Annotated in this window: 17 protein-coding genes; 5 read left to right on the top strand and 12 right to left on the bottom strand. The window is 50.7% G+C overall.

The genetic code is table 11. The features are described from left to right. Positions 1 to 136: 136 nt before the first annotated feature. Positions 137 to 592: a YaiI/YqxD family protein gene (locus ACLJPQ_RS04510; RefSeq protein WP_000158137.1), complete on the bottom strand. Its 456-nt coding sequence runs from the start codon at positions 590 to 592 to the stop codon at positions 137 to 139. A gap of 139 nt (positions 593 to 731) precedes the next feature. Between ACLJPQ_RS04510 and proC the strand changes: the two genes are divergently transcribed. Next, positions 732 to 1541, top strand: a complete 810-nt coding sequence (proC, locus tag ACLJPQ_RS04515) for a pyrroline-5-carboxylate reductase (RefSeq protein WP_000412193.1) — start codon at positions 732 to 734, stop codon at positions 1539 to 1541. Between the two features lie 14 nt (positions 1542 to 1555). Here the strand turns inward: proC and adrA are convergent, their stop codons facing one another. The 5 genes from adrA to ACLJPQ_RS04540 form a co-directional block, all read right to left on the bottom strand. Further along, on the bottom strand, positions 1556 to 2668 hold the full coding sequence (gene adrA, locus ACLJPQ_RS04520; RefSeq protein ID WP_000484102.1) for a diguanylate cyclase AdrA: 1113 nt from the start codon (positions 2666 to 2668) through the stop codon (positions 1556 to 1558). Between the two features lie 91 nt (positions 2669 to 2759). Continuing rightward, on the bottom strand, positions 2760 to 3080 hold the full coding sequence (psiF, locus tag ACLJPQ_RS04525; protein ID WP_000705165.1) for a phosphate starvation-inducible protein PsiF: 321 nt from the start codon (positions 3078 to 3080) through the stop codon (positions 2760 to 2762). A 352-nt stretch (positions 3081 to 3432) separates the two neighbouring features. After that, the gene (gene iraP, locus ACLJPQ_RS04530; RefSeq protein WP_001518423.1) at positions 3433 to 3693 is read right to left on the bottom strand and encodes an anti-adapter protein IraP; all 261 of its coding nucleotides are present in this window, start codon (positions 3691 to 3693) and stop codon (positions 3433 to 3435) included. 296 nt (positions 3694 to 3989) lie between these two features. After that, positions 3990 to 5201: a multidrug efflux MFS transporter gene (locus ACLJPQ_RS04535; protein WP_000446768.1), complete on the bottom strand. Its 1212-nt coding sequence runs from the start codon at positions 5199 to 5201 to the stop codon at positions 3990 to 3992. Between the two features lie 168 nt (positions 5202 to 5369). Then, positions 5370 to 6083 (bottom strand): extensin family protein, encoded by a 714-nt coding sequence (locus tag ACLJPQ_RS04540; protein ID WP_000480794.1) that lies wholly within the window; start codon positions 6081 to 6083, stop codon positions 5370 to 5372. 77 nt (positions 6084 to 6160) lie between these two features. Between ACLJPQ_RS04540 and ddlA the strand changes: the two genes are divergently transcribed. Next, a complete protein-coding gene (gene ddlA, locus ACLJPQ_RS04545) occupies positions 6161 to 7255 on the top strand; it encodes a D-alanine--D-alanine ligase (protein ID WP_001096588.1) in 1095 nt (364 codons plus the stop codon). A 25-nt stretch (positions 7256 to 7280) separates the two neighbouring features. On the opposite strand, the gene ACLJPQ_RS04550 is transcribed toward ddlA, so the two are convergent. Next, a complete protein-coding gene (locus ACLJPQ_RS04550; protein WP_001239242.1) occupies positions 7281 to 7496 on the bottom strand; it encodes a DUF2754 family protein in 216 nt (71 codons plus the stop codon). 267 nt (positions 7497 to 7763) lie between these two features. Here ACLJPQ_RS04550 and ACLJPQ_RS04555 point away from each other — a divergent pair, with 267 nt between their 5' ends. Beyond that, a complete protein-coding gene (locus ACLJPQ_RS04555; protein WP_000763139.1) occupies positions 7764 to 8072 on the top strand; it encodes a YaiY family protein in 309 nt (102 codons plus the stop codon). Between the two features lie 37 nt (positions 8073 to 8109). On the opposite strand, the gene yaiW is transcribed toward ACLJPQ_RS04555, so the two are convergent. Both yaiW and sbmA read right to left on the bottom strand, forming a co-directional pair. Continuing rightward, positions 8110 to 9204: a surface-exposed outer membrane lipoprotein YaiW gene (gene yaiW, locus ACLJPQ_RS04560; RefSeq protein ID WP_080184608.1), complete on the bottom strand. Its 1095-nt coding sequence runs from the start codon at positions 9202 to 9204 to the stop codon at positions 8110 to 8112. Positions 9205 to 9218: 14 nt separating this feature from the next. Continuing rightward, positions 9219 to 10439, bottom strand: a complete 1221-nt coding sequence (gene sbmA, locus ACLJPQ_RS04565; RefSeq protein ID WP_000477024.1) for a peptide antibiotic transporter SbmA — start codon at positions 10437 to 10439, stop codon at positions 9219 to 9221. A 346-nt stretch (positions 10440 to 10785) separates the two neighbouring features. Between sbmA and ampH the strand changes: the two genes are divergently transcribed. Continuing rightward, positions 10786 to 11943 (top strand): D-alanyl-D-alanine-carboxypeptidase/endopeptidase AmpH, encoded by a 1158-nt coding sequence (ampH, locus tag ACLJPQ_RS04570; protein ID WP_000830777.1) that lies wholly within the window; start codon positions 10786 to 10788, stop codon positions 11941 to 11943. Between the two features lie 44 nt (positions 11944 to 11987). Here ampH and iprA read toward each other — a convergent pair whose 3' ends face one another. Both iprA and ACLJPQ_RS04580 read right to left on the bottom strand, forming a co-directional pair. Continuing rightward, positions 11988 to 12611, bottom strand: coding sequence for a hydrogen peroxide resistance inhibitor IprA (iprA, locus tag ACLJPQ_RS04575; protein WP_000950242.1), 624 nt, complete (start codon positions 12609 to 12611; stop codon positions 11988 to 11990). 85 nt (positions 12612 to 12696) lie between these two features. Continuing rightward, positions 12697 to 15582, bottom strand: coding sequence for an autotransporter outer membrane beta-barrel domain-containing protein (locus ACLJPQ_RS04580; protein ID WP_080184609.1), 2886 nt, complete (start codon positions 15580 to 15582; stop codon positions 12697 to 12699). Between the two features lie 512 nt (positions 15583 to 16094). Between ACLJPQ_RS04580 and hemB the strand changes: the two genes are divergently transcribed. Next, positions 16095 to 17069: a porphobilinogen synthase gene (gene hemB, locus ACLJPQ_RS04585; RefSeq protein WP_080184610.1), complete on the top strand. Its 975-nt coding sequence runs from the start codon at positions 16095 to 16097 to the stop codon at positions 17067 to 17069. Positions 17070 to 17170: 101 nt separating this feature from the next. Here the strand turns inward: hemB and prpE are convergent, their stop codons facing one another. Next, entirely contained in the window at positions 17171 to 19057 is a 1887-nt protein-coding gene (prpE, locus tag ACLJPQ_RS04590; protein WP_000010220.1) for a propionate--CoA ligase, read from the bottom strand. Positions 19058 to 19066 lie beyond the last annotated feature (9 nt).

Below are 19066 nucleotides of genomic sequence, written 5' to 3' on the forward strand. Positions count from 1 at the left end.
AATGTTATAATCATATCATCTAACTAGTACAACGCATAAATGTAAATAATAATTTACACAAAGGTACTAAAGTCACAATATTAGTACTATAGCAAGAATCAGAAATGAATAAACTGTAAATTTTTCATTACAGGATTTATTTTTTACGCTGGCTTTCCAGCCACCACTTATCCAGCTCGGCGGCAAAATGCTGACGATCGCGCGGCGAGAGAGTGTTTGGCCCCCCCGTTTGTACGCCGCTGGCGCGTAGCGTGTCCATAAAGTCACGCATCGTCAGACGTTCGCGAATCGTGGCGTCGCTATAGCGTTCTCCCCGGGGATTAAGAGCCGCAGCGCCTTTTTCCAGCACTTCAGCCGCCAGCGGAATATCCGCGGTAATCACCAGATCGCCCGCTTCGCATTGACGCACGATTTCATTGTCCGCCACGTCAAACCCGGCGGCCACGCGGAGCGTGCGGATAAAACGCGAAGGCGGCACGCGCAAGGCCTGATTGGCAACCAGAATAAGCGGCAACTGCATCCGCTCGGCGGCGCGGTACAAAATTTCTTTAATGACATTCGGACACGCATCCGCATCCACCCAGATGGTCATAATGTCTCCCGTACGGTATACAATCTTTTATTGTCTCGCGCTTTAGTCTTTCATCAAAGTGCTGTTTCTCCTTCTGCCCGTTTTCAATCCGCGTTAAGCTAACCATTCCCCATAACACACAAACATAGGGAGTGACGAGATGGAGAAGAAAATCGGTTTTATTGGCTGCGGTAATATGGGCAAGGCTATTCTTGGCGGACTGATTGCCAGCGGTCAGGTACTTCCCGGCCAGATCTGGGTCTACACCCCCTCCCCCGATAAAGTTGCCGCCCTGCATGACCAGTACGGCATTAATGCAGCGCAAAGCGCGCAGGAGGTCGCTCAGGTCGCGGATATCGTTTTCGGCGCGGTAAAACCGGGCATTATGGTGAAAGTGCTCAGTGAAATCTCCTCCAGCCTGAACAAAGACTCGCTGGTGGTCTCTATCGCCGCAGGCGTAACGCTTGATCAGCTTGCGCGCGCGCTGGGACACGACCGTAAAATCATTCGCGCTATGCCGAATACGCCGTCGCTGGTCAACGCAGGAATGACCTCCGTCACGCCCAACGCGCTGGTCACACCGGAAGATACGGCTGATGTGCTGAATATTTTCCGCTGCTTTGGCGAGGCGGAGGTGATTGCTGAGCCGATGATCCATCCGGTGGTTGGCGTGAGCGGATCTTCGCCGGCCTATGTCTTTATGTTTATCGAGGCGATGGCGGACGCAGCCGTTCTTGGTGGTATGCCTCGCGCTCAGGCTTATAAATTCGCCGCGCAGGCCGTCATGGGGTCGGCGAAAATGGTACTCGAAACCGGAAAGCATCCCGGCGAACTGAAAGATATGGTGTGCTCGCCTGGCGGAACGACGATTGAAGCCGTACGCGTTCTGGAAGAACGTGGCTTCCGCGCTGCGGTAATAGAAGCGATGACGAAGTGTATGGAAAAATCAGAGGCGCTCAGTAAATCCTGAAGCCCGGCTGGACGTCATGCCGCCACTTCGGTGCGGTTACGTCCGGCATTCTTTGCTTTGTAAAGCGCCATATCCGCAGACTTTAGCCATTCCCGATAATGACCGATTTGTGGCGTTAACGGCGCCACGCCCACGCTGATACGTAACATGACCTGCGGCGCGCCCGGCAAGCGTAAGGTATTTAGCCGTTCATGCACTCGCGACATGGCGGTAATCGCGCTGTCTGCCGGCGTTCCGCACATAATCACCGCAAATTCGTCGCCGCCAAAGCGCCCGATAATATCACTCCCGCGTAGCGTTATCTGTAATTGACGCGTCAGGGCGATAATAGCCTCATCCCCAACATCATGTCCCCAAGTGTCGTTAATGCTCTTAAAATGATCGATATCGATAATCAACAATGTCGCCTCCCGATGGTGGCGTCGGCTGTGATCGAATTCATTACGTAATAAAATTTCCCAGTGGCGTCGGTTATAGACGCCGGTCATGCCATCCCGCGAACTCATCGCCTGCAAGCGTCGCTTATGTTCCGCTAATTTAATGGCCGTTTGATAACTTACCCAGGCGAACAGAAGCGGATACAACATAATGACGGGCAAAGAGAGTGTGACTTCCAGCGACGAGCTTCGCATCGCGACGGGTAGCCCGGTAAGCTGCAACGTCACCAGACATGACGCCAGCAAAAGGCCCATTCCGACAGTGAATAGCCGCCGCCCGCCAGCGCCCATCAGATTCATGCTCATCATCATAAACAGCGCGGCGGCAGGCAACATATTGACGCCCATCAACGCGATCCACATGCCGGAGAGGATCGCATCCACTTTCAGGTTGTAAATTTCCTGGCGTAGCGGATCAAGGGCTTTCGCCGCCCACTGCCACGCCAGATGCGGCCAGACAAAAGACCAGCCGACCAGCAATAGCCACCAGCCGCCAAAGACAGGTTGCGACACTAACACGGCGGCCACCGGTAAAAACATCCCCCCTAACCCCACCGCGCGCGGTAGCCTGATGCGCCGGGCGAAGCGCAATCCGGAGCGCTGACGATCATCAGGAGGGTCAGGCGGCGTTACCGCCTGTTCAACCGCTTTTCGGTAAAAATTTTCATCATTCATTATTTTTGGGAACATTTAGAAACAATTTTCCCAAATTATAGAAACAGAGCGCATGGAGGGAGTATGAAATTTCGGGTGAGTGTTTTTCAGGACTCACCCGATAGCACTACGCCGCTTTTTTCAGGCAGGCGCTCATAAACTTGCTACGGTCATCGCCTTTCAGGGATTGTTCCGTCGCCTGAACATTGCATTCACGCATTTTCTGCTGTTGCGGCGTCAGGCTTTTCTCGCCAGGGGCTGACTGACTGTTTTTCAGGCAGTCGCTAAGGTAAGTTTTACGCGCATCGCCTTTCAACGCTTGCGCTGTCGCCTGCTGATTACAGGTCGTCATGCGCTGCTGTTGCGGCGTTAACGGTTTCTCGGTTGCGCCGACGGCGGTTAAAAAGACCAGGCCAAAAAGTAAAGTCACCAGTAATGTTATTTTCATAGCACCATCCTTTTGTCAGTGTACACATTACACGTTGTCCCTTTGGGAAATATCCCAGGGACTTTATATAAGTCTGGCTGTTACTGGCAAAAATACCACCCGGCTGTAAAAGTATTACTTACCGTTAGCAATAGATGTTTTATTGATTGACAAACCGTAGGCTAATGTGCAATTCGATTATCCACAGTCACACTGGCAGGATGCAGAAGAACAGCGCATAACGTTACACTGTTATTACCATAGCCGCTTCGTTTTTATTTTGCTCTGTATTACCCAGAAGAAAATAAAAACGAAGCGGCTATGTTATTTCATAAAAGTAACGTTATAACAACTGTGTTGTTTTAAAATACGATTAGTGCCGGGGGTGTCTCAGCAACTTTTTTACATATTGGCGCAGCAATTCCGTATCGTGATCAGGAACGCTGGCATCCGGCTTTACGCCTTCAAGTGCCCCCTCTACCTGACGTATCAACATCTCCTGCTCGTTTTGCGCCATGTTACGTAACATTGCTGTGACGATAATCTCTAACGCTTCTACCTGAGCAACCAGTTCTTTCGACTCTTCTTCTTTTTGGGCTAGCTTAAGCAACAACTCTGCTATGAGATTTTTCATGACCATATTTCCTTATTAGTTCCAGGGTGACGTTATCACTATGAAGAACCACTGCCTAGAGGCTGAAAGTACTATTTTTATGATACAGGAAGAACTTTACACAAATAATTATCACTGTCGCCGCAGCGAAACGTTTCTCAGACCGAAAACGAGACGATAATAAACCATCAAAAAACAATAATCACGCTATATCATAATTTAAGGTTATGCCATCTATAGAAAAACTTCACGGATAAAGAATATATCTTTTAATTTAAACCATATCGTAACGGCAGAAGCGCCGTTACGATGCACCGCTATTGGCCTTTCGCTTTTTGCGCGTTACGCCGACGACGTAACGCCAGGGTCAGTTGCCCGATATTGATCAACACGATCGCCGCCGTAGCGATAAAAACCCAGCGGAAACCGGCCATCGCCGATACCGTCGCGCCCATCAACGGCCCAACCACGTTGCCCAGGTACATAAATGACTGGTTGTAGCCAAAAATACGTCCGGTAATTTGGTCACTGGAGTATTTCACCAATAACGTTTGTACGGCGGGTAACATCGCGCCATCGGCAAAGCCCAACAAGAAACGCAACAGCCCCAACTGGAACGGCGTGGTGACCCAGGACATCGCGAAGAAAAGCAGCACTGCGCAGATAAGCGTGGCCATCAGAATTCTTTCCGTGCCGATTCTGTCGCCAAGTTTTCCCAGGCGAGGCGCGGAGATAAGCGCAGAGATACCGGGCACCGAGGCAATTAACCCGCTAAGAAAGGCGATGTTATTACTGTCCGGCATCATTGATTTGATAAACAGCGCCAGGATTGGACTGATGGAACCATTACAGAGTTGAATGACCATCGTGGTAAAAAACAAACTGATCACCAGCGCAGGATAAGGTAACGACGCAAAAACGGCTTTACCGCTCAGGCGTTCGCTTTTCTTGATGACCGGACGCACGCCTTCTTTAATTAAAAATAGCGTGACCAGAAAGCTCACCACCAACAGCATGGCGGTAATCAGAAATACCGCCCGCAGCCCGATATGATCCGCGACAAAGCCGCCCATTAACGGCCCGCCGATAACGCCGCTGATCTGCGCGGTAGAAAGCGTACTGAGCGCCCAGCCGCTACGTTCGCGCGGTACCTGAGAGGCTACCAGCGCCATGGCATTGGGGATATAGCCTGACGTTAACCCCATGATTCCGCGCAACAGGAAAAGTTGCCAGACATGGGTCGCAAATGCCTGCAGTAGAATAGCTATCGCCATCCCGAGCGACGCGCGCAATAGCATCAGTTTACGCCCTTTACGATCGGCGAGACTGCCCCACATCGGCGACACAATGGCGGAAATAAGAAACGTGATGCTAAACGTTAACCCGGACCACATTGATAACGCTTCATGGGAAGAGACGCCAAGCTGGGAAATATAAAGGGGTAAGAATGGCAGGATTTGGCTGATTGCCAGCCCGGTAAAAAAACATCCAAACCAAACGGAAATTAGATTAACTTTCCAGGATTCCATAAGACTCGTAACGGTAAGTAGCTGAAAATACGCGTTAGCTTAGCAAGTTCTCTTTTTCCTGGTGGTTCCAGAGGTGCGATACGTCACACTTTGCTATTTTGTCTCCCCGTTCATCATTTTTGTGAAACATGTCACATTATATAGCCGCGCAAGGCAGACGTTTATGCTTTAACGACACACGCCGTAGCCCCGCATTCCAAGATGAAAATGGTTAGCATGCGCAGCGTTATAGTCAGGCCCGAGCCCATTGCCATAATAATGGCAACTGGCGTTTAACATAGCGCGTAACCAGGGCCCCGTCTCCTGACGCCCCCAGCCGCGCAGGACAGTGATTTTTCGGCCATCTGATAGCTGAAACCCGCTGACATCCAGCGCTTCTGCGCTGGCATGTTCACTGCGACGCGCATCCGGGCGGTGATAAATATTACGGCAGGCATAGCTACCCAGATGTTCGATGCGGGTCAGGCGGCGCTTCATCCACGTTTCTGTTAAAGGTTTTGCCTGCTGTTCGACAAACAGCGCGGAGCGCAGCGCCAACGGGCAGGAGGCTAAAAAACTGCTGCTCAGTTTGACCTGACCAAAATCTCTGACGCGCACAACATGGGACAAGGGACATTCACCAGCGCTATCCGCAACAGGTTGTGATGAAATTAATCCCTGTTGATTGGCCGCCGTCAAAAGCTCCCGGCACTGCGACGGCGTCAGGCGCTGTAGTTTGAAGGTAGTGATCCAGCCTGGCGGATCGGCAAGTTGTAGCGGAGCAAAAGGATTATAATAAGAGGGAAGATAACGATATCCCAGCCCGCCAATACCGCCCAACAGCACAATAATCAGAAAACCCTTACCTCTCACGCGGCCTCCGTTCTCACATCCCATAAACATTATGGCAGAACCCCGCGAAACCCGCGTTTTGTCGTGGTAATGTATACGCTTTGCATTCGATGGAATGGGTTTTTAAGATGGCGAAATTGCGGGTAGGAATAGTATTTGGCGGTAAGTCGGCGGAACATGAAGTGTCTTTGCAATCAGCGAAAAATATCGTTGATGCGATCGATAAAACCCGCTTCGACGTGGTGCTGTTAGGGATAGATAAGGCGGGACAATGGCATGTTAACGATGCGGAAAATTATTTGCAGAATGCAGACGATCCGGCACATATCGCGCTACGTCCTTCGGCAATCAGTCTGGCCCAGGTGCCTGGCAAACATCAACACCAATTGATTAACGCCCAAAACGGGCAGCCGCTACCGACGGTAGATGTTATTTTTCCTATCGTCCACGGTACGCTGGGCGAAGACGGCTCATTGCAGGGGATGCTGCGCGTCGCAAACTTACCGTTTGTCGGTTCAGACGTGCTGAGCTCCGCAGCCTGCATGGATAAAGACGTAGCCAAACGACTGCTACGCGATGCAGGACTGAATATCGCCCCGTTTATTACACTCACCCGAACGAATCGTCACGCGTTTAGTTTTGCCGAGGTTGAATCCCGTCTGGGACTGCCGCTGTTCGTTAAGCCCGCCAATCAGGGCTCTTCGGTCGGCGTCAGTAAAGTCGCTAACGAAGCGCAATATCAGCAGGCGGTCGCGCTGGCTTTCGAATTCGATCATAAAGTGGTGGTGGAGCAAGGGATCAAAGGGCGCGAGATCGAATGCGCCGTATTAGGTAACGATAACCCACAGGCCAGTACCTGCGGCGAAATCGTACTGAACAGCGAATTTTACGCCTACGATACTAAGTATATTGATGATAATGGCGCACAAGTTGTCGTGCCTGCGCAGATCCCTTCCGAGGTGAATGACAAGATCCGCGCGATCGCGATCCAGGCTTATCAGACGCTGGGATGCGCGGGTATGGCGCGTGTCGATGTCTTCTTAACGGCAGACAATGAGGTCGTGATTAACGAGATTAATACGCTGCCAGGTTTTACCAATATCAGTATGTATCCAAAACTCTGGCAGGCGAGCGGATTGGGCTATACCGATTTGATCAGCCGTCTGATTGAGCTGGCGCTGGAACGCCATACGGCGAATAACGCCTTAAAAACCACGATGTAATAGCGCACGCCCGATAGCGCAACGTTTATCGGGCGTCTTTTACCTCACCATCTTCGCGCCGGCGAATGATGAACCCCGCCAGCCAGAAGCTAATAATCCACGTTACCAGCCCAACACCATAGGTTTGCCATCCTTTCGCCTCAAATCCCAGCAATCCTACGACACCATTCAAAATAAAGATAAGGCCAATAGAGAAGGCATAGTAGTGCCAGTCACGACGAATTTTTACAGGCAAACGCATAACGACTCCGACGTATTAACAGCAACAAAAACGTATTTTTGCATACTTCTGGCGAGCGAGTCTGTGGGGGATACGGAATTTCTTAAATGTTAATTGATTTTGATAAAAGTGATCGTTTTGTGACAACTAACAAAAATTTACGCGATGGATACATTCCGTATGTGAAATTACCATGATTCTGATATTGACAAACACAATGACCTGTCAGACTTCACAGTAAGCCGATGGCATAACGCCAGATCGTAGCCGATCATCCTGGAGGTCTTTATGGCTGATTTCACTCTCTCAAAATCGCTGTTCAGCGGGAAGCATCGAGAAACCTCCTCTACGCCCGGAAATATTGCTTACGCCATATTTGTACTGTTTTGCTTCTGGGCCGGAGCGCAACTCTTAAACCTGCTGGTTCATGCGCCGGGCATCTATGAGCATCTGATGCAGGTACAGGATACAGGTCGACCACGGGTAGAGATTGGGCTGGGCGTCGGGACGATTTTTGGCCTGGTGCCCTTCCTCACGGGCTGCCTCATTTTCGCCGTTATCGCCGCGTTTTTACGCTGGCGTCACCGTCACCAATAAACCTTAGCGCGCTGGAGAAAATATCCCAGCGCGAAATTTATCGCCCCATACACCGCGCCCGCCGCTCATCAACTCGTTTAGCAAACCAGGCGGTCGTCAGCTTGCGCGTGATCTTCGGGCTTTCCAGTTGAATACCGGGCAACATTTCCCGCGCAAGCGTCTTGCCCGTTTTGACCTCGGCCAGTTTATAGACTTTCTTGTAGAGCGCCGTTTTTTCAAACGCCAGGCTATCGCCTTTCTCCAGTTGGCTGCGAATTTCACGCTCACTCATTCCCAACTGCCCTGCCAGTTTGCGCACCGCTAACTCTGTTTTGCCCGGCTCCTTGCTGTTATAACGAATCAGATCGCCATCCAGCGCCAGTTTTACCCCACTGGCTTTACTGACGGCATTCTGGAACGCAGCGTTACGGCTGGCGTACCATCCCGCGTTGAAGTCGGCGAAGCGGAAAACAGGCGCGCTGTAGTTCGCCGGGTAATTCAGCAAATGGTAGGTTCCAAACCACAACCCGCCACGGCGCGTAAAGACCTCCTGACGTACCGTACCCGTCATCTTCCACGGATAGCCTTTCGCGTGCTGTTCGGCAAAGGCAATGCTGACCTGCATCGGGCCGCCCGTATGCACCGGGTTATATGAGCCAAATAGCGTCTGCCCCATAGGGACCATATTGATAAAATCGTCAAAAATAGCGCTAAGCTGTTTTTCGGTTTTTACCGTGTCCAGGCGTTCGCTATAGCTCTTGCCGTTGGGGGAGTTAATTTTCAGCGCGGTGTGCACCAGAAACAGCGGGATGCGTAGTCGTTCAGCGCGGCGATCAATCTCCTGCCAGGCGATTTTACTTAGCCCCGGCACGACAGGATCCGCCTGATAACCGGACTCCTGCTGGGCGACAGCCAGCACCGAACAGATATTTTCTACCGTCGGCGCCAGCCCCTGGCTCTTAAACGTTGTCGCGATATCTTTCGCCCAGGCCTCTCTGTCTTTGACAGTGGCTGGCATTTTCTGACGTACTACGCTTGCCACGTCGACAGGCTTCTCGCCCTTGCTCACCGGCTGCCCGGATTGACTACTACAGCCAGCCAATATGGCGACCGCCAGAAAAGGCAGAGGATAAAGACGGGACGCCGCCGACATAACGTTTCCTTCTGTTAGCTAAAAGAGTGGGTCACTTCCTGAACTGGCTGACCATCCAACTGGCGTTCAAAGCTACGTAAACGTTTATAAATAGACATCAGCTCCACCAGCGTCGTCCAGGAGTTAATCAAATACTGGAACGAACCGCGCACCTGGCCAAACACGTTGGTGATTTGCGTCATCAGCCCCAGCGTAATCGTACCGGCAACAATGGAAGGAAACAGCAGGAACAAACCGAAAACGTTATCGACCTGCAAATAGAGAATGCGCGCGATGTTGAAATACATATAGTGAAAGTAGAGACGGAAGTAGTTATGGCGCACCGCGCTAAACAGTTCACGGACGGTGGGCGGCGTGGCGCGGCTGGCGTCATCTTCACCGTAGACCAGCTCCTTACGATAAGCGGCTTCCACTCGCTGATTTTTAAATTCCAGCCCCGGCAATTTGATCCCGACGACCGCCAGCAGGCCCGTCCCCATTAATGACCAGACTATAGCGGCAATGACCAGGCCGTAAGGGATATGCCCTACGATGGGTAAATTCGGCACATGCGCTGACAGAGTGACCAACACCGGCAGAAAGGCGATGAGCGTCATGATGGCATTGATAAAACTCACGCCCATGTTCTCCAGTGTAGAGGCAAAACGCATGGTGTCTTCCTGCACACGCTGGGCAGCCCCTTCGATATGGCGCAGGTACTGCCAGTGCGCCATATAGTGCTCATTCATTGCGGTACGCCAGCGAAATACATAGTGGCTGACAAAGAAGTTGTTCAGCACGCCGATCACCACGGCGATAAGCGCAATACCGAGAAACACCCCCACTTCATGATAAAATTGACCAAGAGTGACCTTGTGCGGCGAGCTGAGCGCCGTTTGAATCAAATCATAGAATGGTGCGTACCAGGCGTTAACCGCAACGCCAACCTCCACCAAAAACCAGGTGACAAAAATAATGAGCGAGGTGCCAAGTATCGACCAGTACTGCCAGCGGTGCGGGCTATAGATGAACCAGAACGTTGCAAATAATCCCACGCAAATCAGGTAATAAGCATAAAAAATCAGATAGTCCAGCGACCAGAAGCGCGCTGCGCTGATAGGCACTTCATCGGATGCCCCTACAAGTCGCGCCACCCAATCTCCTCCTCCTGCCTGCCAGAAAATGACGGCGATCAGCGCCCAAACAAACGCCGACATGAAAAACGGCCCTGGCTTTGGGAAAAAAGATTTAAACATCATGCTCTCCTGCTAACTTCTTATCTTTATTACGGCTGCTGTGACGGCGGCAATAGCACGCCATGCCCACGCAAATGAAAGGGCTAAACCAGGCATTGTGACCTACGTTGTGACGCTTAGTTCGCATTTCTGCTCAACAGAATTGTTTCGACGAGTTTCATACACAGCAGGCACGCTGACGCTATCAGGTTATCACAAGCGCTCTATCACAAAAGTAAACATTCTCCATCACGAAAACCCGCCGTTACGTTTTTTCACCCACTTTTTTCTCTTTAACGTTTTGCAATGTGCCGCCGGGTAGTATAAATACGCATAACCACCGTTATTTCACTTATGGACATCACCGTTGAAACGTAGTCTGCTTTTTACTGCCATGCTGTTTGCGGCATCCCTTACTTCTGTCCAGGCGGCTCAGCCGATTGCCGATCCGGTTTTTGCCTCTGATATCGTTGATCGTTATGCCGAGCATATCTTTTATGGTAGCGGCGCCACGGGCATGGCGCTGGTGGTGATCGACGGCAATCAACGCGTATTTCGTAGTTTCGGTGACACCAGACCGGGCAATAATGTTCGTCCACAGCTTGATTCGGTCATTCGTATCGCTTCGCTCACCAAGCTAATGACCAGTGAAATGTTGGTAAAATTGCTCGATCAGGGAACGGTAAAATTAAACGATCCTCTCAGCAAATATGCGCCTCCCGGCGCGCATGTCCCGACGTATCAAGGCACGCCGATTACGTTGGTCAACTTAGCGACCCACACCAGCGCGCTTCCGCGAGAACAGCCCGGCGGCGCGGCGCATCGTCCGGTATTTGTCTGGCCAACCCGCGAACAACGCTGGAACTGGCTCTCCACAGCAACGTTAAAAGTCGCGCCCGGTTCACAGGCGGCCTATTCCAATCTGGCGTTCGACCTGTTAGCCGACGCGCTGGCGACCGCCTCCGGCAAACCTTATACGCAACTGTTTGAAGAAAAGATTACTCGCCCGCTGGGAATGAAAGACACCACGTTTACCCCTTCTCCCGATCAGTGTAAGCGTCTGATGGTGGCAGAAAAAGGCGCAAGCCCCTGTAATAATACGCTGGCTGCCATTGGCAGCGGCGGGGTCTATTCTACGCCAGGAGATATGATGCGCTGGATGCAACAGTATCTGTCGTCAGATTTCTATCACCGTAGCCAACAGGCCGATCGTATGCAAACGTTGATTTATCAGCGCACACAGTTAAAGAAAATCATTGGGATGGACGTACCGGGTAAAGCCGACGCGCTCGGTCTGGGCTGGGTCTATATGGCGCCAAAAGACGGACGTCCTGGCATTATCCAGAAAACAGGAGGCGGCGGCGGTTTTATTACCTATATGGCGATGATCCCGCAATATAATATTGGCGCTTTTGTGGTCGTAACCCGTTCCCCCCTCACTCGTTTTACCAATATGAGCGACGGGATTAACGATTTGGTTACTGAGCTAAGCGGCAATAAACCGATTGCTATTCCTGCATCCTGAGTCGTCGCGCCTCGCGCTATATCAGACGAGGCGCAACATTCTTGTTAATATTCGGAGGGCAAACGGTTAATACTGATCAGTTTGCCTTTATTCATTTCAATGTAATTACCCTTACGCAGGGCCGCGAGAACTTCCGCCACCACCGATCGCGATACGCGCGTTCGTTGATGAATATAATTCATAACACCAATACGTGAGCGAAGTTCTTCATCCCACTCAATCATTGTCATTAACGTCGCACGAATTTGGTCGTAAGAATTATTACCAATGAGCTGCTTGTCACGAAGTTCCAGTACCTGGCTTTTCCATACTATCCAACAGAAGGCTTCACGCCACAGTTGGTTTTGCTCAATGATGGCGAGAGTTTGTGATGATGAGAGGCGATAACCGATGCAACCGCTCTCCGCAATTAATTTATATTGTGCCTCTTTTTTCGCCACACCATCGGCTAAGCCGAAAATAAAGGGGGCCTGCACAATACCAATAAGAACTTTATCACCGCGAACTAACGAAACAACCCCCTCTAAAATAACAAAGGTATGGGTATTACTTTCATCAGGTGAACAGATAATCTCTTTATCGTTAACAAACTCGAAACGCGTACCATGCTTAGAAAGGCATTTATCGAGTCTGTAGAATTCCTGTAGTGGCTTGCTTAAAGATAACATATGCATTCCTTGCAATAATGCCCGTCAAGTCCTTGACGGGCATTTTTCAGTTTAAATTACCTTTATTTCTCCTGAGAGAAAATGATTACCAGGTATATTTAACACCAACGTTTGCAGACCAGTCTTGATCAACATCACCGCCGCCGAGGTAGTTAGCATCGGTGTAGGCGCTGAAGTTCTTCGTGAAGCTGAACTGAGTACCCAGACCAACACGTACCGCAGAACCTTCTACGCCGTTGTCGATAGAGTCGCCGTTTACGTCAGCATCGTTGTTGGAGTCGTCGTAAACGTAAGCCAGTTTGAAGTACGGGGTCAACGCCTGATCTTCGCTGTAAGTGAAGGTATAACCTGCATCTACACCGAGTTCATAACGCATGCTGTCGTAAGACTGACCGTCAACTTTCATGTCGTTGCTCAGCTGGTAGTCGTCGCCAGACTGGAACAGACCGGATACGCTGCCGTAAGGCGTTACGTAGCCTGCATCACCCAGCTTCAGATCATAACCCAGTTTCAAGCCGAAGCCCCAGGCGTCAGAAGAGGTGTTGCCGTCAACGTAAGTACCGTCGCTCATGTTAGCAGACAAATCGTTGTTGAAGTGAGAGTAGCTCAAGTTACCGTCAACAAAGATGTTGTTTGCGAAACGAGCGGAAGAGTAGATGTAGGCAGACTGGCTGTCCTGATCCACCTGACCGGTACGATCGCTCAGATCGCCTTTCGCGAAACCTGCTGCCGCACCAACGATCCACTTAGCGTTGTTACCGTCAACTTTGGTATCAACACCGACCATGATGCCATTAACATCCTGATCGTAGTTAATGGTGCCGTTGTCGCCGTTGAAGTTACCGCCGAAGTAGCTTACCCATGCGCCGCCGTTATCCGCCAGGCCATGACGAGCGTTGGTCAGACGAGTACCAACGGTGTCTTGTTCCAGGTTCCAGATATTGGTGTTCGCAGAAGGAATGCTCAGCGCCATGTTAGCGTAGTCGGTCAGTTCCATCTGTTCCAGCACGACAGTGTTGCCTTCCTGCTTAGCCTGATAGGTGTAAGCACCCAGGTCAGCTTTGTTTGCTGCAGAGAAGGTAGCGTCGGTGTTTATGTCATTGACATAAATCAGCTCGTTACCTTTGTAATCCGCAACAGAACCGGCACCAGTAGCGTTGTCGATGCGCACTTTATAGTTACCAGTGGCCGCTACAACGTTGTCAGTGGTGCTACTTGCATCAGCCTCGTCACCATTGTTGATATCGCCGTTACCATTGATAGTCAGGTGACCGTCAGAGTTCATCGCAACAACGCCGTAACCGTAGTTAGCCTGAGTAGTATCCCAGGTACGGTCGTTCACCAAATCGGCATTTAGGGTATAGTCATTGCTATGAATGTTGAGCACACCAGCATAAACATTGCCATTATTATCCGCAACGTTACTGCTAGTCAGTTCTAACGTATCAGTATCAATGACGCTATCTGCGTTTGTATTGCTGGTTTGAATATCTAACATACCACCGTGAGTTACGGTAATAGTATTAGCATACAGTGCATCATCACTCCATGCACTGCTGACATCATCAGCCAAAGTAACTGTACTGAAAGTATCAACGGTCAGGTGATCAGTATCAACATAGCCACCTTCCCCGATGTTCATAGCTGAACCACCGTTTAGAGTAATGGTATCAGCGGTTAACTTGGAGCCATTAGCAACATCAACCTGAGAGCCGCTATTTACTGCTAAGGTATCTATTACAGATGTTTTTGTGGTATCCCACTCAGATCCATTATTCAAGCTGACGTCAAAGATACCGCTCTGGAAGGAAGCAGCACTATTAACACGTCCCCAGGCATCATAATTAGTCGAGTCTGGATCTAAGCTATTGGCATCAACATCATAGAATTGCACTGGATCCATTGACTGTGAATCATTAAACGCCGCACCAACCCATTTAGTGTTATTCAGGGTCAATGTCAGGTGATCAACGTTTTGATCATCATCTGCCCAACCACCATTCGTATAGACGGTAGTGGAATCATCGACTAAACGGCCGTCAGAATAGAAATTATAATTCCAGGAGCTCTGAAGGACGACATCCCCCAGTAACTGCGAGTCGGTAAACGTAACGTTGTTTACCATACGGTAATTTGAATAAGGATCGTCAACAAAAGCTAAAGCAACATCATCTTTATTCCAACCATTGCCATTATAATCGCTTGGTTCACTTGAATTGCCAAAATGGCCTTGTTCTTCATCTTCGGACCAAGAACCTGAAGTTACAGTTGAATTCGCTACGTTAATAGTGTTATCCCACTGATGTGCTTCGGTTGTATATGTTGAATTGCCAAGATCTTTTTGGTAAAGAGCAATACCAGCCACATGAGAATTGTTAGTAATATTAATATTACTTTCAACATCAAGGGTTATAGCAGTGCCTAAACCAGCCGTAACCAATTTGTCATAATCGGTTTTGACTGTTTTTCCATCAGAATCGAGATAGGTATCAGTGAAGTAAAACGCCTCAAAGTCATCATCGATTGTAGAATTAGAAATGTTTAGATTAAAAGTATCATCATCAACCCAATCATGGGTCGTATAATCACTACCGTTAGTCCAAACATATTGACCGTAGCCAATCTGGTAAGAAGTAATCATACCATGAATGGTTGAGTTGGTAACATCCAATGTATTCGCAGTATCATTGGCGTAATCATGATTCAGATAAAAAGTTGAAATGACGCCATTTACAGTGTCACCAGTAAATTTTGTATCAAAATAGCCGCTATCACTAGCTGGGGTGTTGTAGACATAACCACCATAAGTTAGATAGTCATGATCGTTGGTATTATCCCAGCCAAAAACAGTGGCTGCATCGTCATGGTACCCAAAAGTATCATATGTAGTAGCATTCGCCTGAGAAGTGATTGCCAGAGTGCAAGCCAATGCTAATTGTGAGACTACAAGTTTCTTTTTCCAGGAGTGCATTTGTCATCCCTCCTCAGGGACGTAATATAGTTGATCCATCAATTATCAATGCATAAAAACATACAGATGTTTAGCAAGAAGGATTATGCGGCGTCATTGCTAAAAGGTTCAATTATTCTTTATCCTCAGTCCGGATTCGGACATGAATTAAAAAGACGTAATAAAAGGAAATTTTATAATTGAAAAGCATTCTTTTTCATGGCCTTACAAGAAAATAAAAAAACAAAACACATATAAGATAAATATGGATTAAAGAAAAACAAAATAAACATGAATAATGTTGAAACCCACATTTACTTAAATGACGATGAAATAAAACTAAAAACAACGTAAAACTAATTCTTATTTAAAATGATATAGTGCCTGAGGTATTAATCTTCGGTATATAAAAGAAGCGCCATGTTCTGCCGCCGCCGGGGCTGCGCCTGCTACGTTAAGGACCGTTTTCGTAAAACATCTGCCTGCAGATTCAGGTATACTGGGCCTTCGATTCCACAAACATCAGGCAGACCATGACAGACCTTATCCATCGCCCTCGCCGCCTGCGCAAATCCGCTGCGCTGCGCGCTATGTTTGAAGAGACAACACTTAGCCTGAACGACCTGGTGTTGCCGATCTTTGTTGAAGAAGAACTCGACGATTACAAAGCTATTGATGCCATGCCCGGCGTAATGCGTATCCCGGAAAAGCAGCTGGCGCGAGAGATTGAACGTATCGCAAATGCTGGCATTCGTTCCGTTATGACCTTCGGCATTTCTCACCATACTGATGACACCGGCAGCGATACCTGGAAAGAAGACGGCCTGGTGGCAAGAATGACCCGCATCTGTAAGCAAACCGTGCCGGAGATGATCGTCATGTCCGACACCTGCTTCTGCGAATACACCTCGCACGGCCACTGCGGCGTGTTGTGCGAACACGGTGTGGATAACGATGCGACGCTGGCCAACCTCGGCAAGCAGGCCGTTGTCGCGGCGGCGGCTGGAGCAGATTTTATTGCGCCCTCCGCGGCAATGGATGGACAAGTCCAGGCTATCCGCCAGGCGCTGGATGCCGCCGGTTTTACCGATACGGCAATAATGTCCTACTCCACTAAGTTCGCCTCTTCTTTCTACGGCCCCTTCCGTGAAGCAGCGGGTACCGCGTTAAAAGGCGACCGCAAGACGTATCAAATGAATCCGATGAACCGCCGTGAAGCGATTCGCGAATCACTGCTCGACGAAGCCCAGGGCGCGGATTGCTTGATGGTGAAACCGGCCGGCGCGTATCTGGACGTGCTGCGTGAAATCCGCGAACGCACAGAGTTGCCGCTTGGCGCTTACCAGGTGAGCGGTGAATATGCCATGATTAAATTTGCTGCTATGGCTGGCGCCATCGATGAAGAAAAGGTCGTGCTGGAAAGTCTGGGCTCGATTAAACGCGCCGGCGCCGATTTGATTTTCAGCTACTTCGCGCTGGATCTGGCTGAGAAAAATATTCTGCGTTAATTCTGTTACAGGGCGGCGCGCTGCCGCCCTTTCCCGACGTTACCCCACTATTCAGTCGCTGACGCTAACCCGTTGCCGGACGCGGCTTATCCGGCTTACGGCTATTCCTCGATCGCCTGGCGAATTTGCTGCAACGACGCGGGATCGTCAATGGTTGTCAGATCGCCCGGATCGCGGCCTTCGCAGATCGCCTGGATCGTGCGGCGAAGCATCTTTCCGGAACGCGTTTTGGGGAGCTGCGAGACAAACCAGACATGCGCCGGACGACCAAAGTGACCGATCTGGTTGTCCACCAGCGCCATAATCGCGTTTTCCTCATCGCGCGCCGCCTCGCGATCCGCCAGCGTATCGCTCTGCTTCGGAATGACAAACGCCACCGCTACCTGCCCTTTCAGAGCGTCTTTTATCCCCACTACCGCCACTTCCGCTACGTTCGGGTAGCTGGAGATACTTTCTTCTATTTCTCGCGTCCCCAGCCGATGACCCGCAATATTAATCACATCATCGGTACGGCCCAGAATAAAGTAATACCCCTCGGCGTCGCGGATTCCCCAGTCGAAGGTGGCATAAACCTGACGGTTAAACAGCGACCAGTAAGTCTTCACAAAACGCGCATCGTCGCCCCAAATAGTCTGAATACAGCCCGGCGGCAGCGGCCCTTCAATCACCAGCATTCCCTTTTCATTTATGCCGCAGGGCTCGCCGGTGACTTCATTGAGTAGCTGGACGTTATAACCGTACATCGGCACGCCGGGACTTCCCAGACGCGACGGTCTGTCGTCCAGCGCGCGGGCCAGCGCCATGATCGGCCAGCCGGACTCCGTCTGCCAATAATTGTCGATGACCGGTACGCCCAGCGTTTCCGTCACCCAACTGGCCGTCGGCTCGTCCAGCGGCTCACCGGCCAGATAAAGCGCCTCCAGCGAGGAGAGATCGTGATTGCGGATTTGCGCCGTCGGGAATTTTTTCAGCACGCGAATCGCGGTCGGGGCGGAAAACATCCGGTTAACCTGGTATTTCTCGACAATTTTCCACCAGACCCCGCAGTCCGGGTACGTCGGCAGTCCTTCGTAAACAATAGTCGCCATGCCTGCCAGCAGCGGCGCGTAAACGATATAGGAGTGGCCGACGACCCAGCCGATATCCGATGCGCAAAAGAATACGCCGCCCGCCTTGCCGCCAAAAATGGTGTCCATCGAGGTTGCCAGCGCCACCGCATAACCGCCGACATCGCGCTGGACGCCTTTCGGTTTGCCGGTAGTGCCGGAGGTGTAAAGAATGCACGAGGTTTCATTGGATTCCAGCCACGCCACCGGCACGCTCGCGCCGAGATGCTGCTGGCGCAACGTGGCAAAATCCAGATCGCGCCCATCCACCCACGCCATTTTCGCCAGCCCTCTGTCCACCAGCAGAACGTGTTTCGGCTGATGCTGCGCCTGCGCAATAGCGTCATCAAGCAGCTTTTTATACGGCAGAATTTTACCGCCCCGCGCTCCGGCATCCGCCGACACAATCAGCGCCGGTCTGGCATCGTCAATCCGCGCCGCCACGCTGTGCGAGGCAAAACCGCCAAAGACCACCGAATGGATCGCGCCAATGCGCGCGCAGGCCAGCAGGGTTATCTGCGCTTCGGCAATCATCGGCATATAGACCAATACGCGATCGCCACGCTGCACGCCCAGCGACAGCAGCATAGCGGCCACAGCGTTGACTTCATCATGCAACTGGCTGAAGGTAAATGTGCGCTCTTCATCGGTCTCTGATGAGACGGCAATCAGCGCCAGCGCCTCCGGCTGTTTATCCCGCCAGCGGTCGACGGCGTTATGACATAAGTTAGTGGTGCCGCCGCAAAACCAGCGGGCAAACGGTGGGCGGCTATGATCCAGCGTCTGCGTAAACGGCTGTCGCCAGTCGATACGCCGGGCCTGCTCGGCCCAGAACGCCTCCGGTTCGTTAATGGAACGCTGATAAAATTCGCTAAAAGACATCACGCTCTC

Origin of the sequence: Salmonella sp. SAL04213 (genome assembly GCF_046550535.1) — a bacterium.
In the GTDB taxonomy this organism is placed as follows: Bacteria; Pseudomonadota; Gammaproteobacteria; order Enterobacterales; family Enterobacteriaceae; genus Salmonella; species Salmonella enterica.